Origin of the sequence: Nocardia yamanashiensis (assembly GCF_021183565.1) — a bacterium.
GTDB classification, from domain to species: domain Bacteria; phylum Actinomycetota; class Actinomycetes; order Mycobacteriales; family Mycobacteriaceae; genus Nocardia; species Nocardia yamanashiensis.
In genome coordinates, this window is the sequence record NZ_CP089226.1 from 5,812,530 (window position 1) to 5,836,073 (window position 23,544).

The 23,544-nt window shown below is 66.7% G+C and carries 27 protein-coding genes and 1 pseudogene; 6 read left to right on the forward strand and 22 right to left on the reverse strand.

From position 1 onward, the window contains the following. Positions 1 to 14 precede the first annotated feature (14 nt). From rplO to LTV02_RS27155, 11 genes are all read right to left on the reverse strand, one after another. Positions 15 to 458: a 50S ribosomal protein L15 gene (rplO, locus tag LTV02_RS27105; RefSeq protein ID WP_067712033.1), complete on the reverse strand. Its 444-nt coding sequence runs from the start codon at positions 456 to 458 to the stop codon at positions 15 to 17. Between the two features lie 3 nt (positions 459 to 461). Continuing rightward, a complete protein-coding gene (rpmD, locus tag LTV02_RS27110; RefSeq protein ID WP_067712035.1) occupies positions 462 to 641 on the reverse strand; it encodes a 50S ribosomal protein L30 in 180 nt (59 codons plus the stop codon). Between the two features lies 1 nt (position 642). Then, positions 643 to 1,284 (reverse strand): 30S ribosomal protein S5, encoded by a 642-nt coding sequence (gene rpsE, locus LTV02_RS27115; RefSeq protein ID WP_233034668.1) that lies wholly within the window; start codon positions 1,282 to 1,284, stop codon positions 643 to 645. Between the two features lie 31 nt (positions 1,285 to 1,315). Further along, a complete protein-coding gene (gene rplR, locus LTV02_RS27120) occupies positions 1,316 to 1,723 on the reverse strand; it encodes a 50S ribosomal protein L18 (RefSeq protein ID WP_067712040.1) in 408 nt (135 codons plus the stop codon). Positions 1,724 to 1,726: 3 nt separating this feature from the next. Continuing rightward, complete coding sequence (gene rplF / locus LTV02_RS27125; protein WP_067712042.1) at positions 1,727 to 2,266, reverse strand: 50S ribosomal protein L6; 540 nt, start codon at positions 2,264 to 2,266, stop codon at positions 1,727 to 1,729. Positions 2,267 to 2,280: 14 nt separating this feature from the next. Further along, positions 2,281 to 2,679, reverse strand: coding sequence for a 30S ribosomal protein S8 (gene rpsH / locus LTV02_RS27130; protein ID WP_233034669.1), 399 nt, complete (start codon positions 2,677 to 2,679; stop codon positions 2,281 to 2,283). Positions 2,680 to 2,916: 237 nt separating this feature from the next. Continuing rightward, entirely contained in the window at positions 2,917 to 3,306 is a 390-nt protein-coding gene (locus LTV02_RS27135; protein ID WP_233034670.1) for a hypothetical protein, read from the reverse strand. 28 nt (positions 3,307 to 3,334) lie between these two features. Then, complete coding sequence (locus LTV02_RS27140; protein ID WP_233034671.1) at positions 3,335 to 3,754, reverse strand: hypothetical protein; 420 nt, start codon at positions 3,752 to 3,754, stop codon at positions 3,335 to 3,337. Continuing rightward, entirely contained in the window at positions 3,751 to 5,055 is a 1,305-nt protein-coding gene (locus tag LTV02_RS27145; protein ID WP_233034672.1) for a polymorphic toxin type 24 domain-containing protein, read from the reverse strand. Before LTV02_RS27145 ends, LTV02_RS27140 begins: the two co-directional genes overlap by 4 nt. Positions 5,056 to 5,064: 9 nt before the next feature. After that, the gene (locus LTV02_RS27150) at positions 5,065 to 5,367 is read right to left on the reverse strand and encodes a WXG100 family type VII secretion target (RefSeq protein ID WP_067712051.1); all 303 of its coding nucleotides are present in this window, start codon (positions 5,365 to 5,367) and stop codon (positions 5,065 to 5,067) included. Then, entirely contained in the window at positions 5,364 to 5,693 is a 330-nt protein-coding gene (locus tag LTV02_RS27155; protein WP_233034673.1) for a WXG100 family type VII secretion target, read from the reverse strand. Before LTV02_RS27155 ends, LTV02_RS27150 begins: the two co-directional genes overlap by 4 nt. 267 nt (positions 5,694 to 5,960) lie before the next feature. Between LTV02_RS27155 and LTV02_RS27160 the strand changes: the two genes are divergently transcribed. Together LTV02_RS27160 and LTV02_RS27165 are read left to right on the forward strand one after the other, a co-directional pair. Further along, positions 5,961 to 6,437 (forward strand): SRPBCC family protein, encoded by a 477-nt coding sequence (locus LTV02_RS27160; protein ID WP_233034674.1) that lies wholly within the window; start codon positions 5,961 to 5,963, stop codon positions 6,435 to 6,437. A gap of 36 nt (positions 6,438 to 6,473) precedes the next feature. Further along, on the forward strand, positions 6,474 to 7,280 hold the full coding sequence (locus LTV02_RS27165; RefSeq protein ID WP_233034675.1) for an alpha/beta fold hydrolase: 807 nt from the start codon (positions 6,474 to 6,476) through the stop codon (positions 7,278 to 7,280). On the opposite strand, the gene LTV02_RS27170 is transcribed toward LTV02_RS27165, so the two are convergent. The 7 genes from LTV02_RS27170 to rplN form a co-directional block, all read right to left on the reverse strand. Continuing rightward, positions 7,281 to 8,006, reverse strand: coding sequence for a helix-turn-helix domain-containing protein (locus LTV02_RS27170; RefSeq protein ID WP_233034676.1), 726 nt, complete (start codon positions 8,004 to 8,006; stop codon positions 7,281 to 7,283). It abuts the gene before it with no gap. Positions 8,007 to 8,203: 197 nt separating this feature from the next. Further along, complete coding sequence (locus LTV02_RS27175) at positions 8,204 to 8,515, reverse strand: hypothetical protein (RefSeq protein WP_157762215.1); 312 nt, start codon at positions 8,513 to 8,515, stop codon at positions 8,204 to 8,206. Positions 8,516 to 8,626: 111 nt separating this feature from the next. Next, positions 8,627 to 9,112 carry a DUF4232 domain-containing protein gene (locus tag LTV02_RS27180; RefSeq protein WP_233034677.1) on the reverse strand — a complete coding sequence of 162 codons (486 nt, stop codon included), beginning with the start codon at positions 9,110 to 9,112 and terminating at the stop codon, positions 8,627 to 8,629. A gap of 158 nt (positions 9,113 to 9,270) precedes the next feature. Then, positions 9,271 to 9,456: a type Z 30S ribosomal protein S14 gene (locus tag LTV02_RS27185; protein WP_029923637.1), complete on the reverse strand. Its 186-nt coding sequence runs from the start codon at positions 9,454 to 9,456 to the stop codon at positions 9,271 to 9,273. Between the two features lie 3 nt (positions 9,457 to 9,459). Beyond that, positions 9,460 to 10,026, reverse strand: coding sequence for a 50S ribosomal protein L5 (gene rplE, locus LTV02_RS27190; protein WP_067712077.1), 567 nt, complete (start codon positions 10,024 to 10,026; stop codon positions 9,460 to 9,462). Between the two features lies 1 nt (position 10,027). Then, the gene (gene rplX, locus LTV02_RS27195) at positions 10,028 to 10,342 is read right to left on the reverse strand and encodes a 50S ribosomal protein L24 (RefSeq protein WP_067543788.1); all 315 of its coding nucleotides are present in this window, start codon (positions 10,340 to 10,342) and stop codon (positions 10,028 to 10,030) included. 2 nt (positions 10,343 to 10,344) lie between these two features. Beyond that, positions 10,345 to 10,713, reverse strand: a complete 369-nt coding sequence (rplN, locus tag LTV02_RS27200) for a 50S ribosomal protein L14 (RefSeq protein WP_067712078.1) — start codon at positions 10,711 to 10,713, stop codon at positions 10,345 to 10,347. Between the two features lie 354 nt (positions 10,714 to 11,067). Here rplN and LTV02_RS27205 point away from each other — a divergent pair, with 354 nt between their 5' ends. Both LTV02_RS27205 and LTV02_RS27210 read left to right on the forward strand, forming a co-directional pair. Next, entirely contained in the window at positions 11,068 to 13,143 is a 2,076-nt protein-coding gene (locus tag LTV02_RS27205; RefSeq protein ID WP_233034678.1) for a M13 family metallopeptidase, read from the forward strand. Positions 13,144 to 13,216: 73 nt separating this feature from the next. Beyond that, positions 13,217 to 15,250: a M13 family metallopeptidase gene (locus LTV02_RS27210; protein WP_233034679.1), complete on the forward strand. Its 2,034-nt coding sequence runs from the start codon at positions 13,217 to 13,219 to the stop codon at positions 15,248 to 15,250. Positions 15,251 to 15,253: 3 nt separating this feature from the next. On the opposite strand, the gene LTV02_RS27215 is transcribed toward LTV02_RS27210, so the two are convergent. The 4 genes and pseudogenes from LTV02_RS27215 to LTV02_RS27230 form a co-directional block, all read right to left on the reverse strand. After that, positions 15,254 to 15,589: an MmcQ/YjbR family DNA-binding protein gene (locus tag LTV02_RS27215; protein ID WP_067712081.1), complete on the reverse strand. Its 336-nt coding sequence runs from the start codon at positions 15,587 to 15,589 to the stop codon at positions 15,254 to 15,256. Positions 15,590 to 15,637: 48 nt separating this feature from the next. Then, positions 15,638 to 17,764, reverse strand: a complete 2,127-nt coding sequence (locus LTV02_RS27220) for an amylo-alpha-1,6-glucosidase (protein WP_233034680.1) — start codon at positions 17,762 to 17,764, stop codon at positions 15,638 to 15,640. Between the two features lie 521 nt (positions 17,765 to 18,285). Then, positions 18,286 to 19,338: pseudogene (locus tag LTV02_RS27225) on the reverse strand (glycosyltransferase family 4 protein); the annotation flags it as partial. Positions 19,339 to 19,797: 459 nt separating this feature from the next. Further along, a complete protein-coding gene (locus LTV02_RS27230; RefSeq protein ID WP_233034681.1) occupies positions 19,798 to 20,859 on the reverse strand; it encodes an AMP-binding protein in 1,062 nt (353 codons plus the stop codon). Between the two features lie 183 nt (positions 20,860 to 21,042). On the opposite strand from LTV02_RS27230, the gene LTV02_RS27235 reads away from it, so the two are divergent. Then, the gene (locus LTV02_RS27235) at positions 21,043 to 22,068 is read left to right on the forward strand and encodes an ABC transporter substrate-binding protein (protein ID WP_233034682.1); all 1,026 of its coding nucleotides are present in this window, start codon (positions 21,043 to 21,045) and stop codon (positions 22,066 to 22,068) included. Between the two features lie 33 nt (positions 22,069 to 22,101). Next, positions 22,102 to 23,472, forward strand: a complete 1,371-nt coding sequence (locus tag LTV02_RS27240; protein WP_233034683.1) for a SagB family peptide dehydrogenase — start codon at positions 22,102 to 22,104, stop codon at positions 23,470 to 23,472. Positions 23,473 to 23,544 lie beyond the last annotated feature (72 nt).

A 23,544-nucleotide genomic window follows, 5' to 3' on the forward strand; every position in this document is an offset into this window, starting at 1 on the left:
TATTCAGGTTACCGTCAGGCCAGTTCGGTGGCGGTGCCACCGGCCGCGGTGATCTTCTCCTTGGCGGAGCCGGAGAACTTGTCCGCCGAGACCTGAACGGCCACAGCGATTTCGCCCTCCGCGAGCACCTTCACGAGCTCGTTCTTGCGAACGAGACCCTTGGCGACCAGTTCGGCCTTGCCAACGGTGCCGCCCTCGGGGAACACCCGGGCGATATCGCCCACGTTCACGACCTGGTATTCGGTGCGGAACGGGTTGGTGAAGCCCTTGAGCTTGGGCAGACGCATGTGAATCGGCATCTGACCGCCCTCGAAGCGGACCGGGACGTTCTTGCGAGCCTTCGTACCCTTGGTACCGCGGCCCGCGGTCTTGCCCTTGGAGCCTTCACCGCGACCCACACGGGTCTTCTCGGTCTTGGCGCCCGGGGCAGGACGCAGGTGATGCAACTTGATGGTCATGCTTTAGACCTCCTCAACGACTACGAGGTGGCGCACGACGTTGATCAGGCCGCGGTTCTGCGCGTTGTCCGCACGCACCACGGTCTGGCGGATGCCGCGCAGCCCGAGGGTGCGCAGGGATTCCCGCTGGTTCGCCTTGGCGCCGATGCTGGACTTGACCTGGGTAACTTTCAGATCTGCCATGTCAGACTCCCTGTCCCGCGCGTGCACGCAGCATGCCGGCCGGGGCCACGTCCTCGATCGGCAGGCCACGACGGGCCGCGACCTCTTCGGGACGCTGCAGCTGCTTGAGGGCAGCCACGGTGGCGTGCACGACGTTGATGGCGTTGTCGCTACCGAGCGACTTGGCCAGAATGTCGTGGATGCCGGCGCACTCGAGAACGGCACGCGCCGCGCCACCGGCGATCACACCGGTACCGGGCGAAGCCGGACGCAGCATGACGACACCGGCAGCCGCCTCACCCTGAACCGGGTGGGTGATGGTGGAGCCGATCATCGGAACGCGGAAGAAGCCCTTGCGAGCCTCCTCGACACCCTTCTGGATGGCCGCGGGAACTTCCTTGGCCTTGCCGTAGCCGACGCCGACCAGACCGTTGCCGTCACCGACGATCACGAGGGCGGTGAAGCTGAAGCGACGACCACCCTTCACGACCTTGGAGACGCGGTTGATCGCGACTACGCGCTCGAGCTGGTTCTTCTCGGCGGCGTTGTCCCGGCGATTGTCGTCGCGACGGCCACGGCCGCCACCACGCTGATCGCGGTCATTGCCACCATTCTGTCCGGCGGGACCGTTGTTTCCGCCGTCGCGCCGCTGACGTCCCGGCATCAGACGTTCCCTTCGTTCGCAGTGTTGATCATCAGAACTTCAGCCCACCTTCACGGGCGGCATCGGCGAGCGCCGCGATGCGGCCGTGGTAGTCGTGACCACCACGGTCGAACACGACCGCCTCGATACCGGCAGCCTTGGCGCGGGCGGCGAGCAGCTCGCCGACCTTGGCGCCCTTGGCGGACTTGTCACCCTCGAAGGCACGCACATCGGCCTCGATGGACGACGCGGCGGCAATGGTCTTGCCGGCGGAGTCGTCGATCAGCTGAGCGTGCAGGTGACGCGACGAGCGGTTCACGACGAGGCGCGGACGCTCGGTGGTTCCGACGACCTTCTTCCGCAGACGGAAGTGGCGGCGCGTCTTGGACAGACGACGCTTGGTCGAAGCGTCCTTGCCGATCGGCAGGCGCTTGGCCTTCTGGTTTTCAGTCTGTGCCATGGCTTACTTACCCGTCTTTCCGACCTTGCGGCGAACGACCTCGCCGGCGTAGCGGATGCCCTTGCCCTTGTACGGGTCGGGCTTACGCAGGCCGTGGATCACCGCGGCGATCTGGCCGACCTTCTGCTTGTCGATACCCGACACCGAGAACTTGGTCGGGGACTCCACCGCGAAAGTGATGCCCTCGGGGGCGTCGACCGGGACCGGGTGGCTGTAGCCCAGGGCGAACTCGAGGTTCGAGCCCTTGGCCTGCACGCGGTAACCGACGCCGAAGATTTCCATCTTCTTCTCGTAGCCCTTGGTGACGCCCTCGATCATGTTGGCGATCAGAGTGCGGGTCAGGCCGTGCAGAGCGCGGTTCTGGCGCTCGTCGTTCGGACGAACGACCTCGAGCTCACCGGACTCCGCGCGGGCGACGGTGATCGGCTCGGCGACAACGTGGGACAGGGTGCCCTTGGAACCCTTGACCGTCACGTTCTGGCCGTCGATGGTCACCTCGACGCCGGCGGGAACCGGGATCGGCTTCTTACCGATACGCGACATTGTTCCTACCTCCCTTACCAGACGTAGGCGAGGACTTCCCCGCCTACACCCTGCTGCTTGGCCTGACGGTCAGTGAGCAGACCGGAGGACGTGGAGATGATCGCCACGCCGAGGCCGCCAAGCACCTTGGGCAGGTTGGTGGACTTCGCGTAGACCCGCAGGCCCGGCTTGGACACGCGGCGGACACCCTGCAGGGAGCGCTCACGGGACGGGCCGTACTTGAGGTCGACGATCAGGGTCTTGCCGACGGTCGCATCTTCGGTGCGGTAGTCGGAGATGTAGCCCTCACGCTTCAGGATCTCGGCGATGTTCACCTTGATCTTCGAGTGCGGAGCCTTCACCTGATCGTGGTACGCCGAGTTGGCGTTGCGCAGACGGGTCAAGAAGTCTGCGATCGGATCAGTCATGGTCATGTTTGACCGTTACCTTTCTCGCCGCGGTTCCCATACAGCACCGTCAAACATTCGGCGGCAGTGGGCCTACGACAATTCGGGGCGGTCCAGCCGGGGTTGCCCGACCGGATGATTCGCGCGTGCGTGGAGCACGTCACGCGGGCAGACGCCAGCGGACATAGGTGTGCCCAAGCAACCGGTCTAGTGTAGACAAGCCCTCTGAGCTCACCAAATCGGGGTGAGCGACTCCACAGTCCGTCAGCCGCGACTGTCCGTGAACTCGAATCTCGGATCCACCGAACTCGTGATCAGCACCTTCCCCCAGTCCCCCGCCACCGAATACACACCGTCGGAGTTCGTGAGCGAGTCGATATTGCCGAGATCCTCGGTGCCGGTGGCGTCCTTGTATCTCCGAGACGACCGGTGCAACCAATCGACGGCGGTGACCTCGGTGAAGATCAGCGCGCCATCGGCGTAGCAGTGCTGTTCACCGGCGACAGGGCTACGGTACGCGGGGTGCTCCCGCAGAAGCACCGCCTCAAGTACGAACTCGAACTCGCCAGGCTTCTTCTCGACTATGTCCACTACATAGCTGTCCTGGAGGTACAGCCCGGACAGCCCTGGGAAATCTGTGTAATCGCGTGTCACGGCAGACCCCGATTCATGCCGAGGCTGGTCACGATCGATTCATGAGGTGGCGGAGATCCTCCACACCGGTTCGCGCGTCGGGGTTCAACTGCGACTCATCGATCGACGATGCCTTCTCCAGCACCGGGTAAGCACCGAAATCTTCGAGCTCGTTCAGCATATAAGCGGTGTAGTCGATATCAGGGTCACCATGGCGCCGCCCCAGTTCCGTCAGCACCGCGAGCAATCCCTGCTCACCGCCGTACCGCACCAGCTGTTCGGCGGCATCGACTCGAACAGTCACAATCTTGTCCCTGGTCATGAGCTCCTGCAATCGCGCACGCGCCATCGGCTGATCGATGTGGTGGCCGAGCTCGGGCACCGCGGCCACACGAATTCCATCGTCGGCGCTCTCGGAGCGAGCGAGGATCGACGCCAAGGCGGTGCCAGGATCATCGGGATTCGTCACGGGATCTCCTCGGGCAGGGCGGGGCGGACATTGTTTCGATCCGTTCTCGCGAAGATCTCGCCGGTCGTGGGGTTTCGATACTGCTGGATCTCCACTACGTGCGGAGTCGACACAGTTTGGCCCGTCGTCTTGTTGAAGTGCGCGTCACCGGTCAGGTCGACTCGTTTTGTCGCGATGCCGTTCTCGTCATAGTAGGAGTAGTTCGTGATGTTCCCTTGGGGATCACGCTTGACCAGGTAGCCGTTCACCGGGCCACCCTTTGTCGGCAGATTGCCGTTCTTCCAGGCCTGGGCGTTGTCGAGTTCCGTGCGCAGCGAAACCTTGGGAGCGCTACGCATCCCTTCGGGATTCTTTCGAAGGCGCTCAAAAAGGTCTCGAACCTTTTGGCGGACCGCGGACATCGCTGTTTTCGCCTCATCGGCGATCCCCTTCAGCTGGGCGACCTTTCGGGCCTTCCACAGCTTGATGGCGTCCTTGACCTTTCCGGCCCACTTCTTCAGCGTGGCAAGGCTTTTCACGGCGGTGATCGCGCCGGCGCCGAAGCTGACGGCGGTGGCGACGATGGTGATCGCGGCGTCGATGGCGAGCTGTTCGGCCAGGTCGGCCAGGAAGTCCTTGATCTCGGCTCGGAGTTCTTTCAGGGCATCGCGGTAGTCGGTGCAGGACTTGGCTATGTCCTTGCAGGAGTTGAGGAGTTGGGCAATGGAGGATTCGAGGGACTTCAGGTCTTGGCCGGCTTGGATCGCGTCGGGGGCGGTCATGTTGTCGAAAAGGCCGGCGGCGATGGTGATTTTGTCTTTGGCGTTGGTGTTTTGGTAGATGGTGCCGAGGCGGTCCCAGGCGTCGGCGGCTTTCAGCAGTTTGTCGGTGTCGCCGTCGGGGACGGGGACGCCGATTTCGCTCAGCAGGCCGATGCTTTCGTCGATGATGCCCTTGCCGGTACCACCTGCCGAGGCGGGGACGGAGTAGGGGCCGAAGACGGGGGTGCCGCGGTCCGCGGGACGTTGGGGTTGCGGGGTGCCCTGCAAGGCGGAGTCGGCTTGGGCGTGGTTGAAGCCGAGGTCGTTGAGGGCGCTGCCGTAGGCGTTGAGGGTGGAGTGGACTTCGGCGAAGAAGGACACCATTTGGTAGGCGGCGGTGTCGTAGGAGGTGGCCCACGCCTTGCCGTCTTCGTCTACGCCTGCCATGGCTCCGCAACCCGAAAGCTCGCGGAAGATGTAGAGGAAGCTGTCGCGGAGGGCTTCGGCGGCATCGAAGCAGTTGGTGGCGGCTTGGTAGTAGCCCTTGGGGTCGACGTCCAACGCCATTGCTCAGACGCCCAGGATGCGGAGGTTGGCGGCGACGGCGCCGGTGTAGGCCTCGTGGGCCGTTTTCACCGCGGTGCGGACTTCGGCGAGGCCGTCTTGGACATCGGTGGCGCCGGCCAGCCATTTGGTGTGCGCTTCGGCGTAGGCGGCGGCCGCGCCGCCGGTCCAGGTCGCGCCGACCTCGGTGGCTTTTCGGTCGATGGCCGCGAGTTGATCGGAGATGAAGCCGGCGAGGCTGCCGATGCGGGCGGCGAGGTTATCCAGTTTTTCCAGATCGACCGAGAAGGCCGTGGCGTCCGCTGTCATCGGAGATCTCCGGTCGGCAGATCCAGCGAGTTCACGCCGTCGGCGAACGCCTGATCGGTATCGCGGACGGTTTCGGCCGTGACGCCGAGGCTTGCAGCCAGCTCGAACAGGGCGTCCCAGACCTGGACCGCGCCTTCGTGGAACTCACCCCAGCCTGCGGCGAAAACCTTCGCGTTATTGCCCACCCAGCGGCCGAGCATGGCCTGGACGTCGGAGTCGAGCGAGGCATAGCCGTCTCGGCACTGACAGGCGACGTCATAGGCCAACCGTCCCAATGCCCGCACCTCGTCGGGCTGTACGGACAGTGTCGACACATCCCCTGCCACCCCGGCCCCCTTCATCCCAGCGATCTTCGGGCACACCGTACCCGAACTGCGATGATTCGAAAATCCCCAGGGTGGTGAAGGGGGGAACTTCGCGCACGGCAAAGTCTGGGCGTCGCTGCTCGAGGTGCTACTGCTGGTGGCAGCCGGTGCCGATCAGGTCGTGCAGCCGGAAGAGGCGAAGGCCGGTGGCCGATTAGTTCGGGGTGTGGAGGGCGTCCTCATTGGTGCGGGCCGCAGTTGGGTGGCCAGGGACGAGAGGACAGGATGATGAGCATTCCGGAGACCACTTTCACTGCTGAGCCGGGTAGTCACGTGGCCACTACCGTTGCGGTTGTCGATGCGCCGAAGGCTGCTGTGTATCGGGCCTATACGGAAGCGGATTTGCTGGTGCGGTGGTGGGGGCCGCGGGAATTGACCAGCAAGGTGGAGCGGTTCGAGGCGGTTACGGGTGGGTCGTGGCGGGTCGTGCATGTCGATCCGGCGGGTGGGGAATATGGGTTCGGCGGGGTTTATCACGAGGTGAGTGCGGACCGGATCGTGAACACCTTCGAATTCGATGGGGCGCCGGGGCATGTGAGTCTCGAGAGCGTGACGTTCGAGGAGGTGGACGGCAAGACCCGGGTGAGTTCGCTGTCGGTGTTCCAGTCGGTCGAGGATCGGGATGCGATGGCGGCTTCGGGGATGGCGGAATTCGCGCCGATCGGGATGGCGCAATTGCAGGAGGTGGCCGCTAGCCTGGCCTAGCGCGTGAATTCGATTGATCAGCAAGGGAGTTGGGCCGTGCCCTACGTGAACAGTGACGGGACCAAGGTTCATTACCTGGATAGTGGGACCGAGGGGCCGGCTCTGCTGCTGGGGCACGGGTTCTTCATGGATGCCGAGATGTGGGGGCCGCAGTTGGAGGCGCTGGCGGATCGGTATCGGGTGATCGCGGTGGATGCGCGCGGGCACGGGGGGACCGAGGATGCCGGGAAGCCGTTCACCTATTGGGATCTCGCGTGGGATGCGTGGCGGGTGGCCGATGCGCTCGGGCTGGAGCGGGTGGTGCTGGGCGGGCTGTCGCAGGGCGGGTTCACGGCGTTGCGGATGGCGTTGCTGCAACCGGCGCGGACGCGGGGGCTGGTGCTGGTCGGCACTACCGGGGCGGCGTACACCGAGCAGGAGCGGGAGGGGTACGAGCGGGTCATCGTGAAGAGCTGGGTCGGCGGGGCAGTGCCGATCGACGACATCGCTTTGCCGATGGCGGCGGTCATGATCGGCGGGGACCGGGATCGGCATCAGCGGCCGTGGGTGGACAAATGGCGGGCGAGTGATCGCGGGCGGCTGGCGTTGGCGGCGCGGTGTCTCATCGATCGCGAGGATGTCACCGAACTGCTCGGCGAGATCTCGGCGCCCGCATTGCTCTTGCGCGGCATCGGCGATCAGGCGTTCAGTCAAGGGCAGATGCGGGAGCTCGCGGCCGCCTTGGGCGGTCCGGCGCGGTTCGAGACGATTTCGGCCGACACCGCCGCGCACATCTGCAACCTCACCCATCCCGAAGTGGTGACGCCGCTGATTCGCGAATTCCTGGACGGTCTTCCGGACTGATCAGCAGGCGCCGGGGAAGGCGAGGACCAGCCAGCCCGAGGCCGCGGGTATGAGCGATTCGCGCACCACGGTCATGGTTCCGGTGCGCGGTGACCAGATCCGGCGGTCGCCGTCGGGTTTACGAACGAACACGACGCCGGAATCCCAGATCCGGCGGAATTCGCTGGACTGCGCGGCCAATTCGCGCACGATCCCGGCACTGCCCTCGTGCCCGGGCGCGGCCCCGTGGTGATGCCGCAGCAGGCCCACGATGACGGTGGCCTCGAATTGCCAGCCGGGCAGAACCATTTTGGCGCGCGGATCCCCGAACATCCAGTGCGGCTGTGTCTTCGCTTCGGCCAGCCCCGGGAGCATTTCGCGATACCGCTCGTTCGAAGCCGCCACCCGCCAATTCATCAGCCACGCAGCCGGAATCGACGTGAGCCGGTCCAGCAGCGTGGTCATATCCTCCGCGGACGCCGCGTCACCGAGCACATCGGGCCGCCCCGCCAGCGCCCGCAGATGCGCCTGCTCGTGCTCGTCGTCGCACACCGCGTCGGCGAGCCCGGTCAGCGCCCGATCGCCGACATTGACCTTGTCCCCCTGCTCGAGCTTCTGCACCGTCCCGAGCCCCAGATAGGCCCGCTGCGCCAATTCCCGCTGCGTCCACCCCCGCCGCAACCGCAGCCGCTTCACATACGCGGCGAGCGTCGGCATTTCGACGTCGATCTCGGTGCCGACCTGCATCAACGAACCCTTTGCGCCAGTGGGAAATTCGACTACCCCGCGCCGGGGGCAGAGTGCCCGACGCTACCACCAGCTTGGGCCAGCCCGGCCTCTTGCCGCCACCGGCCCGCCATTGACAGGATCGGTGCGCGGCGATGCCCTGGCCGCGCTTTGGAGGGGACGGCCAGGTTTCGCCCGCGCTCGCCGGCAGCTCGGGATTACTTGTTCTGGAACAGGCAGAACAGTTCGGAAGAGGCCGCGGCCGAGCCGGTCCCGCCGGTCTGGCAGGGACGGTTCGCGTCCTTGGATTCGAGGTAGAGCGCGTAGTTGTAGTCGCCCGTGGCCGAATTCGGGGAGGTGGCGCTGCACCGGTAGCCGAGAATGCTGCCGCCCAGCCGGGCCTTCCCGGCGCTTTCACAGGCGGCGCGCGAGGAGTACGAACCGCCGTCCACGGTGGCGGCCATCGCGGTGCCCGCCGCGAAGCCGGAAATGGCGATACCGGCGGCGGCGACGGTGATGAGGCGCTTCAAATCGAATTCCTTTTCATTGCAACCAATTCGGCGGATCCCCGCCGATCCGCCGAACGGTAGCAATTCGAATGGGCGTGCGTATCGGGCAGCGTATCGGCCATCGGCGGCGAATCAGCTACGCAGCGGGCTGATTTCGACCGCGCCGGGCTGAGCGAAGGTGACGGCGCCGAGACGACGCCAATCCCAGACGGCGCGGAGCGAGACGGTGTTGTCCGGCGGGGTGACGATGATTTCGTCGACGATCCAGTCGGTGGCACCGAACATGTAGGTCAATGTCGCGGTGGCCGATTGGTGCGGCGCGAGCTGAATGGGTTTACCGACGGCTCCATTGCGCGGAATGTGCTGGACGCCGCCGGAGGAGGCGGACATGTCGACACCCGGATACCCCTGGGTCGCACACGTTTCCGACGATTCGTTCCGCAGCGTGATCAGCGCCGTGCGCAGGTTCGACGCCAGCTCCTCCCCCGAGGTCACATCGAGCCGCAGTTGCGAGGTACTGCACCAGGGCGTACGCGCCTGCGCCCCGCCCGCCACCGCGATCGTCGATGCCGCCAGCGCCACCGCCGCCATCCCCAGGATTCCCGCGCGATATCGCATTGCTCCGCCTTCCGTTCGAACTCCGAATCGGAATCGAGCATCGCGGGAGCCGCTAATCACGCACCAATGAGATTCCAATGGCGGCAACGACAAGGGCCCTCCCGAGAGACTCGGGAGGGCCCTTGTGGACTCAGTGGTCCGGTATTACCGGGGTGGTATTACCAGGACGACTTGTGGACGCCCGGGAGTTCGCCGCGGTGGGCCATCTCGCGCAGGCAGACGCGGCACAGGCCGAACTTGCGGTAGACGGCGTGCGGGCGACCGCAGCGCTGGCAGCGGGTGTAGGCGCGCACCGCGAACTTCGGCTTGGCGTTGGCCTTGTTGATCAGAGCCTTCTTAGCCATGGATCAGTTCTCCTTGAACGGGAAGCCGAGGTGCTTGAGCAGGGCACGGCCTTCTTCGTTGTTGGTGGCCGTGGTCACCACGGTGATGTCCATACCACGGGGACGGTCGATCTTGTCGACGTCGATCTCGTGGAACATGGACTGCTCGGAGAGACCGAAGGTGTAGTTGCCGTGGCCGTCGAACTGCTTCGGCGAGAGACCGCGGAAGTCGCGGATACGCGGAAGAGCGATGGAGATCAGACGATCCAGGAACTCCCACATGCGATCGCCGCGCAGGGTGACCTTCGCGCCGATCGGCATGCCCTCACGCAGCTTGAACTGCGCGATGGACTTGGTGGCCTTACGGATCTCGGGCTTCTGGCCGGTGATCAGGGTGAGGTCGGCGACCGCACCGTTGATCAGCTTCGCGTCACGGGCGGCGTCGCCGACACCCATGTTCACGACGACCTTCACGACACCGGGGATCTGCATGACGTTGGCGAAGTTGAACTCTTCGTTCAGCGCCGGGCGGATCTCTTCGCGGTAGCGGGTCTTCAGGCGCGGCTGCACCTTGTTCTCGGTCGAAGTCATCTCAGATGTCCTTCCCGTTGCGACGGGAGATGCGAACGCGCTTGCCGTTCTCATCGGTGCGGTAGCCCACGCGGGTCGGCTGGCCATCGGAGTCGACGACCATCACGTTGGAGGCCTGGATCGGCGCTTCCTGGGTGACGATGCCGCCCGAGCTGGCGCCACGCTGGTTCGCGGAATTCGCGACGTGCTTCTTGATGCGGTTCACGCCCTCGACGAGGACCTTGCCGGTCGCGGGGAAAGCCTGAATGACCTTGCCCTTCGCGCCCTTGTCCTTGCCCGAGATGACGATGACCGTGTCGCCCTTGTGCACCTTCATGGTTACAGCACCTCCGGGGCCAGCGAGACGATCTTCATGAAGCGCTTCTCACGCAGCTCACGGCCGACCGGGCCGAAGATGCGGGTGCCGCGCGGATCGTTGTCCGCCTTGATGATGACGGCCGCGTTCTCATCGAACTTGATGTACGAGCCGTCCGGGCGACGACGCTCCTTGACGGTGCGCACGACGACGGCCTTGACGACCTCGCCCTTCTTGACGTTGCCACCGGGGATGGCGTCCTTGACAGTGGCGACGATGATGTCACCGATGCCGGCATAGCGACGCGACGAACCACCGAGAACGCGAATGCAAAGGATTTCCTTGGCACCCGTGTTGTCGGCGACGCGCAGTCGCGACTCCTGCTGAATCACTTCAGCTCCTCCTAGACCTGGACGAAATGCACGCCGGATTGCCGACCCGACGGGCATGGTCAGTTGCCCTTCGCACGCGCGCCTGCCAGCGGTTATCATCGATCTGGAAAGACCGAACCGCTGTGGGTTCGCGGCCGAAGTGCGGGCATAGCTCCCGCAGGCAACCGGACCAGTGTAGCCAAGTCCCTGTTCGGGGAGAAATCGGGGGCAAGCTCCTGAACCCCCCGTAGAAGGAGATCCGGGGGTTTACACCCCCGTGCCCGCGTGGTGGCCGCCCGGCCCGCCGAGGCATTGGAGGGTTCAGGTCTTCCTCAGGGTGAGGGATTAGCGTCGGCCCGAAGCTACGTCCGAGCAATGTTCGATTATCCGGAAGAGGAGATCGCGTTGACGTCCGAGCGTCCGCTGGGTCTGAATCGCCGCAAGTTTCTGGTCGCGTTGGGTGTGGTGCCGGCGGTGGCCGTGTTGCCTGCCTGTTCGAAGAGTTCGGATGCTTCGAAGGGGTTGATCGGACCGGATATGTCGGGGTCGGATCCGAGTGTCCGGCCGCAGGACGATTTGTATCGGTTCGTCAACGGGAAATGGCTGAAGGAGTATCAGCTGCCCGGGGACAAGGTGAGTTTCGGGACGTTCGACGAGGTCAATGATCGGGTCGAGAAGCAGCTGAAGGAGATTGTGGAGGGGATTCACAATCCGAAGCCGGGGACCGACGAGCAGCGGATCCGGGATCTGTACGACGGGCGGATGGACAAGGAGGAGATCGAGAAGCTCGGCATGACGCCGTTGCGGGATCTCTTCGACAAGATCGATCAGGCCGGGAGCAAGGCGGACCTGGCGCATGTGATGGGGGCGCTGCCGGGGGTCGGGCTGATCGGGCTGGGCGTGGGCAGCGATCCCAAGGATTCGAATGCCTATCTGGCAGGGGTCGGGCAGGCCGGGCTGGGACTGGGCGAGCAGTACTACCGCAAGCCGGAGAACGCCGACAAGCTGGCCGCGTACCGGAAATACATGCAGCAGATCGCGGCCGGCGCGGGCTTCCCGGATCCGACGGCGATGGCGGACCGGGTGGTGGATCTGGAGACCCGGATCGCCGGATTCCATTGGGACAATGTGCGGACCCGCGACACCGACGCCACCTACAACCTGCGCACCTGGGCCGAATTGGTCGCGCTGGGACCGCAATTCGACTGGGATCCGTGGCTGAGCGGCAATACCGACCGGCCCAAGGAGCTGTTCGACAAGCTGAATGTCGGTGAGCCGTCGTTCATCACCGGCGCCGCGCAGCTGTGGGGCGAGGTGGATATCAATGCCTGGAAGGAATATCTGAAGCTCGGGCTGGTGCGCGAGTTCGCGAGCTATCTGCCCAAGGCGATCGCCGATCCGAACTTCGATTTCTTCGGCAAGGAGATGCAGGGACTGAAGGAGCGCCCGGAGCTGTGGAAGGCGGCCATCTCCACCGTCAACGGCACGGTCGGCGAGGCGCTCGGAAAACTTTACGTGGACAAGCACTTTCCGCCGTCGGCCAAGCAGCAGGCCCTCGATATGGTCGGCGATCTGCGCGCGGCGTACAAGCAGAACTTCACCGATTCCAGCTGGATGTCCCCGCCCACCCGGGAGGCCGCCATCGTCAAACTGGACAAGATCAATGCCAAGATCGGTTACCCGGACAAGTGGGAGGACTACTCCAAGCTCACCGTGACCCGCGGCAAACTCGTCCAATCCCTGCGCGCCTCCGGCGAATTCGACGCCAAGCGGATGTTCGACCGCCTCGGCACCAAGGTGGACAAGTCGGAATGGGGCATGCCGCCGCAGACCGTGAACGCCTACTACAACCCGGCCGCCAACGAGATCGTCTTCCCGGCCGCCTTCCTGCAGCCGCCGTTCTTCGATCCCGAGGCCGAGGCCGCGGTGAACTACGGCGCGGGCGGCGCGGTCATCGGCCACGAGATCGGGCACGGCTTCGACGATCAGGGCTCCAAGTACGACGGCGACGGCAATCTGAAGGATTGGTGGACCCCGGAGGACAAGGCCGCGTTCGAAGCCAAGACCGAACAGGTCATCGAGCAGTACAACGCGCTGGTGCCGCAGGGCCTACCCGCGGATCAGCACGTGAACGGTGAACTCACCGTGGGCGAGAACCTGGCCGACCTGCGCGGACTGGAGATCTCGCTGGCCGCCTACCGGATCGTGGAGAAGCGCAAGGGCGGCAGCGGCGATCCCGATTTCAAGCCCATGTTCGAATCCTGGGGCCGCACCTGGCGGACCAAGCAGACCGATCAGGCGCTGGAGCAGCAGATCGCCGAGGATCCCCACTCCCCCGCCGAATTCCGTTGCAACCAGGTGGTTCGCAACCTGAAGGAGTTCTACGACACCTACGGGGTCAAGGAGGGCGACAAGGAGTACCTGCCGCCGGATCAGCGGGTCACCCTGTAACGCTCTCCGCCCGGACCCGGCGTCGCACCGGTAGCCTCGCAGCGGAGCACGTCCGCCAACGAGAGGGTTACTGGTGACATCGTCGGGTCCGGTGCGCCTTGGCCGCCGCACGTTTCTGATCGCCCTGGGTGCGGTGCCCGCGGCCGCGGCGCTGGCCGCCTGCACCAAAGACGACACGAAATCGCTTGCCGGGCCGGATCTTTCCGGGTCCGACGAGTCGGTGCGGGTGCAGGACGATCTGTATCGCTACGTCAACGGCAAGTGGCTGAAGGAATATCAGCTGCCGCCGGACAAGGTGTCGGTGGGCGCGATCAGCGAGGCCATCGAGCGCACGCAGAATCAATTGCGCGAGATCATCGACGGTATCAAGGACCCCAAGCCGGGCACCGACGCGCAGAAGATCCGGGATCTCTACGACGCGCGAGTGGATTGGGACACCGTCGAGAAGCTCGGCATGACGCCGCTGCAGGGCCTGTTCGACCAGGTCGACAAGGCCGCGACCAAGGCCGAGCTGGCGAAGGTGATGGGCGCGCTGCCGATCAGCGGGATCCTCGGGATCGGCGTGGGCATCGATCGCAAGAACTCCACCGCCTACATTCCGACGGTCGGGCAGACCGGCATCGGCCTGGACGAGGACTACTACAGCAAGCCGCAGTACGCCGAGAAGCTGGCGGCCTACCGGGTCTTCCTGGAGGCGATCGCCAAGGGCGCGGGCTTCCCCGATCCGGGCGGGATGGCGCAGCGCGTCTTCGATCTGGAGAAGCGGATGGCGGCCGCGTTCTGGGACAAGGTGCGCCAGCGCGATACCGACGCCACCTACAACCGCATGAGCTGGGCCCAATTGACCGAGCTCGGCAAGGGTTTCGATTTCGAGCCGTGGCTGGCGGGCTGCACGGACCGGTCCAAGGACCTGTTCGCGGAGGTGATCGTGCGGCAGCCGTCGTATGTCACCGCGGCCGGGCAGCTGTGGGCCGAGACCGATATGGCGGTGCTGCGGGACTACATGAAACTGCAGCTGGTGGCCGCCTTCGCCCGGTACCTGCCGATCGCCATCAACGACGCCTACTTCGAATTCTGGGGCCGGACCATGCGCGGCCAGCAGGAGCGGGCCGAGCGCTGGAAGTACGGCGTCGACATCGTCAACGGCACCCTGCCCGAGGCGCTCGGAAAGCTGTACGTGGACAAGTACTTCCCGGCCGCGGCGAAGGACGAGGTCAAGCGGATGGTGGACGATCTGATGACCGCCTACCGGGAGAACTTCCGCAATTCGGATTGGATGACCCAGCCCACCCGGGACGCGGCGATCGCCAAACTGGACAAGATCACCGTCAAGATCGGTTACCCGGATAAGTGGGACGACTATTCGAAGCTCACCGTCACCCGCGGCAAGCTGGTCGAATCCCTGCTCGCCGCCAATGCTTTCAGCAACAAGAAGGATTGGGACCGGCTCGGCACCCCGGTCGACAAGACCGAATGGGGCATGAGCCCGCAGACCGTCAATGCCTACTACTCGGCGAGCAATAACGAAATCGTCTTCCCCGCCGCCTATCTGCAGCCGCCGTACTTCGACAAGGACGCGCAGCTGGCGGTGAACTTCGGCGCGGTCGGGGCCACCATCGGGCACGAGATCGGGCACGGCTTCGACGATCAGGGCCGCAAATACGACGGCGAGGGCAATCTGCGCGATTGGTGGACGCCGGAGGACAAGGCGGCGTTCGAGGCCAAGGCGGCCAAGGTGGTAGCGCAGTACGACGGGCTGGTGCCCACCGGGCTCTCGGCCGAGAACAAGGTGAACGGCAAGCTCACCCTCGGCGAGAACCTGGCCGACCTGCGCGGGCTGCAGATCGCGCTGGCCGCCTACCGGACCGCGGAAAAGCGCGCCGGCAACGACAATCCGGACTACAAGAGCATGTTCCTGGGCTATGCCCGCTCCTGGCGCTCCAAGCAGACCCCGGAGCTGACCGCCGACCAGCTCAACGACACCCACTCCCCCGACGAGTTCCGCTGCAACATCACGGTGCGCAATCTGCCCGAGTTCTACAGCGCGTTCGGGGTGAAAGAAGGCGACAAGCTGTTCCTGGCGCAGGACCAGCGCGTCACCTTCTGAGCGTCACTGCTCCTCGAGTAGCTGGCGCGGGGCCGCCTGCCGCCACGAATCGGCGATGATGGCCTCGAGTTCGTCCTGGTCGTCGATGGCGGCCAGGCGAACCCGGATCCAGGCGTTGTAGGCCTCGTGCGGGGCGATCCAGAACTTGTCCGGTTCGGCCTGCACCAGTTCGTCGCGGTCGGCCATGGGGCAGCGCACGGCCATCGAGGTCTCCTGCTCCGGCAGGGTCAGGAACAGCTTCCCGGACACCCGGAAGGTCGGCATCTGCCACTCGAAGAGTTCCTTGGTCTCGGGCAGTGAAAGTGCCGCAGCGCGAACGTCATCGCCGGTTGCCGTCATGTTCCCGATGTTCCCAGGCGGGTACGACAACCGGCGACGCGGCCGGGCTCAGTGCGTGACCAGCCGCCAGTCGTCGGGCAGGTTGGTGGCGGTGACGCGGTCGCCTTCCACGGCCAGGTCGACCACGGTGCCGCCCAGGCGCAGATCGGTGAGTTCCACCCGGCCCCAGCGCGCGGGCAGATGCGGCAGCACCGTGAGGGTGCGGTGCGGGACATCGGGATCCAGGCCGAGGAAGGACCGGACCAGCAGCAGCGGGGCGGCGCTGGCCCAGGCCTGCGGGGAGCAGGAGGTCGGATAGGGCACGGGGGCGGCGAATTTGGCGCGCGGGAAGCCGCAGAACAGCTCCGGGAGCCGCCCGCCGAACGCCCCGGCCGCGTCCAGCAGGCCCTCGGCCAGGCGGGTGGCGAGTTCGACGGCGCCGGGCAGGTGCCGGTAGCGCAGCAGGCCGGCGACGGTGATCGCGGTGTCGTGCGGCCAGACCGAGCCGTTGTGGTAGCTCATCGGGTTGTAGGCGCCCATATTGGAAGCCAGTGTGCGCAAACCGAATCCGGTGTCCATATCGGAACTCGCGAGTTTGCCGATGACCAGCGCGGCGTGCTCGTCGGTGATGATGCCCGACCACAGGCAGTGCCCGATATTGCTGGTCAGCGCGTCGAGCCGGCGTTTGTCCCGATCCAAACCGACCGCGAACCAGCCCTTTTCGGGCAGCCAGAAGGCTTCGGCGAATTTGGTGCGGAGTTCGGCGGCGCGATCGCGCAGGTGCCCGGCGGTGGTGCCATCGCCGAATTCCTCGGCCAGATCGGCGCGGGCGCACAGCGCGGCGTACACGTAGCCCTGCACCTCGCACAGGGCGATCGGCGGTTCCGGCAGATGGCCCGCCGCATCGTTGATGCCGTCGAAACTGTCCTTCCAGCCCTGATTGATCAGGCCGCGATCGGTGGCGCGGCGGTATTCGACGAAACCGTCGCCGTCGCGATCGCCGAAGTCGGCCATCCAGGCCAGCGCGGCATCGGCGGCGGGCAGCAGCGCCCGCACCGCCTCGACATCGGCGCCCCACGCCCGGGCCTGCGCCAGCAGCATGACGAAAAGCGGTGTGGCGTCGACGGTTCCGTAATAGGTCTCACCGCCCAGCACCGCGCCGCTGGCCGGGCCGCGCCGCATCTCGTGCATGATGCGGCCGGGTTCCTCCTCGGTCATGGGATCGACGCGCTGGCCCTGCATCTCGGCCAGCTGCTGCAGCGTGCCCACGGCCAGGCCGACATCCAGGGGCAGCGCCATCCAGGCGGTGAGCAGGGAATCGCGGCCGAACAGGGTCATGAACCAGGGCGCGCCCGCCGCCACGAACGGCCGGCCGCCGCGCGCGTCGTCGTGAATCTGCAAGGCGCCCAAATCACTTTCGGTGCGCCGCAGGATCCAGGCCAGTTGCGGGTCCGCGGCGGTGATGTTGGCGGCAGTATCGCGCCAGGCGGCGATCTTGCGGCTGGGTTCGCTGGTCTCGTAGTGCTCGCCGGGCCGCAGCGGCGAATGAATGGGCTGATTGCCCATGGTCGGCTGGGCCACGATCTCGGTCTGCCAGCGCCCGCCCGCCGGGACCACCGCCCGCCAGGACAGCGAACCCGGCAGCACCACCGGCGTTTCCGAGGACGACACCGCCAGCCCGCGCGAGCGGTCGGAACGGTCGTTGAGCAGTAATTCCACATCCGCGACCAGGACCTCGGCGCGGGCATTGCCGCCGCGGCCCTCCTTGACCGCGAACAGATCCACGAAATCGGCGTCGATGTGCAGGGTCAGGTCCAGGGCGGTGGTCTCGCGGCCCAGGTTCTCCACGGTGATGGTCTCGCGCAGGCCATCGGCCACGAGCCGTTCCCGGACTATCAATACTGTGCTGTCAGCGGCGCCGGCCCGGGGAGGCCGGCGCAATATGAACCGGGCGGTGAACGCCTCCGGACTCAATACCGACAGCGGCTCCGGCCGCTGCCCGTCCAATCGCAGTTCCCACCGGGACAGCACGCGGGCGTCCCGGTAGAACAGACCGTACGGGGTGCCCGGCTCGACATCGCCGAGCCGGTCCGACAGGCAGAACGTGCTGCCCTCCACCAATGTCACCGCACCGCCGGCCCCACCCAGGGTCGAGGGCTCACCGGTGTTCAGCGCGGCCGGAGCCTCTCCGTTCATACGGAACCTTCCTCCAAAGCACCCGGATCCGGCACTGCGCCGGGCTCGGCTCCGGACGCGGAACCTGTTGCATGGCTGATCGTTTCCGGAACCGTTCTACGGCCCGTGACGAAGCCGCCGCCGGTCAAGAGGGGTGGATCGGCGACCAGCTCGGCGACGACCTCGGGCGGGAGCGGCCCGAGGGGCGAATTGCCCGGTGTGGGAATCGGATTCGACGGCCGTGCCCCGAGCTCGCCCGGGACCGGCAGCGCCGAATCTACCGGCAATCCGGCCACCGCCCCCGTAGCCGGGCCCGGCGTGCCCGGTCCGCCCGGTGCGGGTCCCGGACCACGATCGAGCTTCCCGCGCGTGCCGCGACCGGTGAGGCCGGGACGACCCGTCGTGGCGCTTCTGCCGGAACCGGCCGAGCCGGGCGTGCGGCCGGACGGTACGGCGCCGCCGCGGCCCGGGCCGGTGCCGGCGGCCCGCCCGGATTGCGGAATGGATTGGTGCGAGGGCGCGGTCGACCAGGTGTGGATGGTGACGCGGCCGGGGCGGCGGGGTTTGTGGTCGCGGACGACCGCGCGGTAGATGTCCTCGTAGCCGCGGCCGAGGGTGTCGCTGCCGAACTTGGCGGTGACGTGGTCGCGCATGACCTGCGGGTCGTAGCCGGCGACTTCCTTGATGGCGGCGGGGATTTCGGCGGGATCGTCGCAGATGCGGCCGGTGACGCCGTCGACCACGACTTCGGCGACCGCGCCGCCGCGCAGGGCGACGACGGGGGTGCCGCAGACCATCGCCTCGATCATGACCATGCCGAAGGGTTCCTCCCAGCGGATGGGGAAGAGCAGGCAGCGGGCGTGCGCGAGGAGTTCGCGTTTGGCGCGCGCGTCGGCCATGCCGAACATGGTGTCCTGCGGGGTGAGCAGGTGTTCGACCTGGGCGTGGAAGTAGTCGAGTTCCGGTGGCTCGGCGCACTTTCCGGCCAGGATGAGCGGCAGGCCGGCGGCGTGCGCGGCCTCCAGGGCCAGGTGCGGGGCCTTGTCGGCGGTGAAGCGGCCCAGGAACAGCGCGTAGTCCCGCTTCTCGGTGACGAACGGCCAGTCCTGCACCCGGATCGCATTGTGCACGCGCCCGGCCCAATTCAGGTCGGGGGCCAGGGCGCGCTGCCGGTCGCTGATGGCCACCAGGTGCGCTTCCTCGCCGAGTTCGCGGTAGTAGGTGTACGGGTCGCCGTACACCGGGCCGTGCACGGTCACCACGGTGGGCAGCCCCAGATCGCGGTACGTCGGCATATTGAGCGGTCCGGCGAAGGTGTGATCGTGCACCAGGTCCAGGCCGCCGCCGACCGCGAGGCGTTCCAGCGCGCGCCGGACCTTCAAGGCGTGCACCACTTCCGGGAAGGGATCGCCGAGCCGTTCCGATTGCGCGCGATCCCACAGCGACAGGAAGCGGCCCTTGGTTCCGTTCTCGCCGGCGCCCAGCAGGGTGACCTCGTGGCCGCGCTCGACCAGCGCGTCCACCAGATCGGCCACCACCGATTCGACGCCGCCGTATGCCTTGGGCGGGATGTCGAAATACGGTGGCACCACCATCGCGATGCGTAGTTTGCCGCGATCGGCGGATGGGAACTCGTAGGGGGCAGACGCCGGGCCGGGCGCCGGGAATTGCGCGCTCATGGCCTCTCCTTTCCGGAACACGGTGCCGATGCCGGAATGGCATCGACGGGGCGGCCGTGATCGGCGGGAGAGATCGAAAACGAATGTGCCGCAGTGCACTGCCCCGGGTCGGCAGGCCGGGATGAGTACCCGGGCAGGCCGGAATCGCGCGGGGGGTTTCGATGGCGCTGCAGGGGATGAACGCCGGTGATCGTCGCGCCGGTCGGCGCAACGTCGCGCTCTACGGCCATTAGGTGAGTTCCACGATATCGCCGGAGATCTCATCCTCACCACGGATCGGTGGTGTTCGGTGGTTTATCCGTAGAAAGTTCGGCCGTCGCTAGCGCGGCATTCGGGAACCAGACAACAATCCGTTACCCCAGAACGACCGGTTTGTCAGGCGGCGTAATCGATTTCGTCATCGGCGATGACAGCGGGCACGGTATCGAACACCAGCCAGCCGTCCGCGGTCCAACCACCGCGCGCACCGGTACGAACCAACCGGCCGCCCGGCACGAACGGATCATCGAAGAAGCCGGGCACCTCGGCATCGGTCTCCAGCGCCAGCGCCGCACCGCCCAGATACACCTCGCCGCTGCCGCCCGGCGCGACCGGGCGCATCGCCTCGTCCAGCACCAGCAGCCGCGCGCCCGGGATGGGCCGCAGGCGGCCGGAGCCGTCGAGCGGACCGCGCGCCGCCACGCCCGCGTATTCGATCGCGGTGTAGGCGAATCCGGCGCAGGAGCCGGGTGCGATGGCGCGCAGCAGGCCGGACAGCATTGCCGGGCACTCGGTTCCGAGCACATCCCAGCGGCGCACCGTCGGCAGTTCCGGGGCCGGCACGTGCGCGAAACGGGCCAGGGTGGCGGCGTCGGCGACCACGTGGGTGGCGGCGCAGCCCGCGAGCAGGACGGCCAGCGCGGTGGCGTCGGCGCGCTGGGCGGCGGTGGTGAGCACCAGGGTGGCGCCGTCGGCGAGGGCGGCGAGGAGTTCGACGGCCGCGTCGGAGGTGTTCCAGTCGGTGGCCAGCACCCGCACGTCGGCGGAACCGAAGGCGCGGTCCAGGCGGCAGGCGCGCAGATCGGCGGCCACCGCGCGGCGGTCGTCGGCGGCGGCGGAGATGGCGACCGGTTTCAGGCCGGTGCCGTCGGGGCCGAGTTCGGCGAGCATCGCACCGGTGGCGGCGGCCGCGGCGACTTCGCAGAGCAATCGGGCCAGATCGTCGAGGGTGGGTCCGGCGGTGCCGGTGACGCCGCCGTCGAGGCGTTCGTAGAGTTCGGCGTAGGTGAGGATGTGCCCGCCGCAGCGCACCGCGGTCCGCAGCGCGGGGACACGGCGACCGCATTCGATCAGGCTGGAAACCGACGGCACGTCGTACAGTTCGACGCCATTGGCCCATTCGTCCACGAGCCGGTGACGTTCCACCGCGGACAAACTCTCGGGCACCGCACGCTCCATTGCTCTCACCTCGAACTACACAACTTATGCAAGCCTAACTTAAACCACGAAGAACACGATAGGCAGGCCCACCGGGGATCGAACCGGCAACGGCTTCCGGCAACCAGCTCGCATCTTAGGCTAGGCTCACCTACTGCTCGGGTGTTTTCGCCGGGCGACGGCAGAAATAAGGAGAAGTCGACGATGAAATCGGCGCGCCTGAAGTTCCCGAAGGCCCGCGGCGGCGCCGCGACGGCAGGCCGGCGATCGCACGTTCTGCGCGCGGGTGTGGCGGTGCTCGCGAGCGCGCTCGCGCTCGGCCTGACCGCGTGCGGCAGCGGCGGCGACGAGGAACCCGCCGACAACGGCGCACCGGTCACCATCACCCACGCGCAGGGCGAGACCACCGTCACCGGCACCCCGAAACGGATTGTCGCGCTGGGCAACCAGTGGCTCGACACCGTGCAGGCGCTGGGGGTGACCCCGGTCGGCTACGTGGACAATATCGCCGTGCTCAGCAAGGGCGCCCCGCCGTGGGAGCCGAAATCGCTGGAATCGGCGAAGGCGCTGCAGACCACCGGCTCGCTGCCCGAGCAGATCGCGGCGTTGAATCCCGATCTGATCCTGGCGGATTCGTTCATCGCCGACGCCAAGACCTACGGCGATCTGTCCAAGGTGGCGCCGACCGTGCCCGGACTGACCAAAGCGGCGGTGACGCCGTGGCCGGATCAGCTGCGGGCGCTCGGCAAGATCCTGCACAAGGACGCCGACGCCGAGAAGGTGATCAGCGACCTGAACTCGCGCATCGACGGTATCGCGCAACGTAATCCGGGTTTGAAGGGCAAGACGTTCGTCAGCAGCTGGCTGGCCGGGCCGTCACAGCTGATGGTGCTCACCGATCCCAAGGACGGGTCCAGCCAGCTGTTCACCCAGCTGGGCATGGTGATTCCGCCGAAGCTGGTCGAACAGGGCGGCAACGGCGGACGACTGGCGCTGTCGCCGGAGCGGCTGGACGAACTGAACTCGGATCTGCTGCTGGCGGGTTACTCGCCGGGCATGGACGAGAAGTACCGGGGGCTACCCGGTTACAACGATCTGCCCGCGGTGAAGAAGAACGCCATCGTGTTCCTGACCGTCCAGGAGATCAGCGCCATCAATCAGCCGACCCCGCTGGCGCTGCCCTATCTGCTGGACAAGCTGGAACCGGCGCTCGCCAACGCCGCGAAGTAAGCCTGCTCGCCACGTCGTTCGAAGGATCCGCGGTTGCCGACTCTCACCACCCGCTATGCCCTGCGCGCGGGCGTCACCTGCCTCACCGTGCCCGGCGGCGCGATTCTGCTGAATCCGCCGCACAAGCAGAAGCTCACCGGGTTGAGCAAGGCGCAGGGGCAGGCGTTGAAGTCGCTCAACCGCGGGCCCGGGACCGCCGCCGAACTGACCGGTGACGCGGGACCGACCGCCGAAACCGCCGCCCTGCTCGAACAATTGGCCGAGCAGGGGTGGCTGGCCTTGACGGTGCTCGACGGCGAGAACGAGCTGTATACGGTGCAGCCGTTCGCCGCGCCGCCCGCCGGCGCCGTGCGCGAGGCCGACGGCAGGGCGACCCTGTCGAAATTCGCGGTGATCCACCGGGATTCGGACGGAATCGTGCTGGAGCACCCGACTTCCTGGTGTGATATGCGCATCCACGATCCGCGCCTGCTGGCATTGGCCGCGGGCGCGAAGGCCACCGAACTCGGCCTGCCGGAAGCGGTCTCGGCGCGTTTCGCCGGCGATCTGCGCTGGGGCGGATTCACCGCCGATCCGGCCACCGAGGCCCAGACCTTCACCACCCGCAGCTGGAGCGCGCCCGATCTGTGGTTCCATCGGCGCAGCACGCTCGGGTCGCGGGTCGTCACCTGGGATCATTTCGGCCCGACCGCGTGGGCCGAGGCCGCCGCGTTCCCGGCGCTGCCTGCTCGCCGCCCCGAATTCGACGGCGCGCCCATCGCGCTGCCTACCCCCGATCTCGAGCGCCTGCGCATCGCCGATCCGAGTTTCACCACGGTGCTCCATGATCGAAAATCGGTCCGCGCCTTCGACGATGCCGCCCCGATCACCCTGGCCCAGCTGGCGGAACTGCTCTACCGCACCGCCCGCACCCGTTCGGTCGAGACCACCCCGGACGGTCAGGAGCGCCCTTCGCGCCCCTACCCGTCCGGCGGCAGCGTCCACGAACTCGAGCTCTACCCGGTGGTCCGGCATGTGGCCGGCCTGGAACCCGGTATGTACCACTACAACTCGTTCGATCACACCCTGTACCCGGTCGCTCCCGCGGACTCCCCCGCCGTGCAGCGCCTGCTGAAGACGACGTCGGCCACTCTCGCCGAGGCCGCCGAACCCCAACTGGCGCTGCTGGTCTCGGCCCGCGCCGGACGCGTGATGTGGGGCTACGAGCAGGTCGCCTACGCCAATATCCTCAAGCATGTCGGCGTCCTCATGCAGACCGTCTATCTCGCCGCCACCGCCATGGGCCTGGGCGCGGTAGCCCAGGGCTTCAGCGACACCGCTGCCTTCACCGAGGCCACCGGGGTGGACGAACTCGAGGAATGCAATGTGGGCAGCATGATCATCGGAACGCCGGCTCGCCGGTAAACGCCGCGGGGCGGGTGAAACAGATCAGGTCGGCGAGAACGTTCTCGCCGACCTGATCTGTTCGGTGGGGGT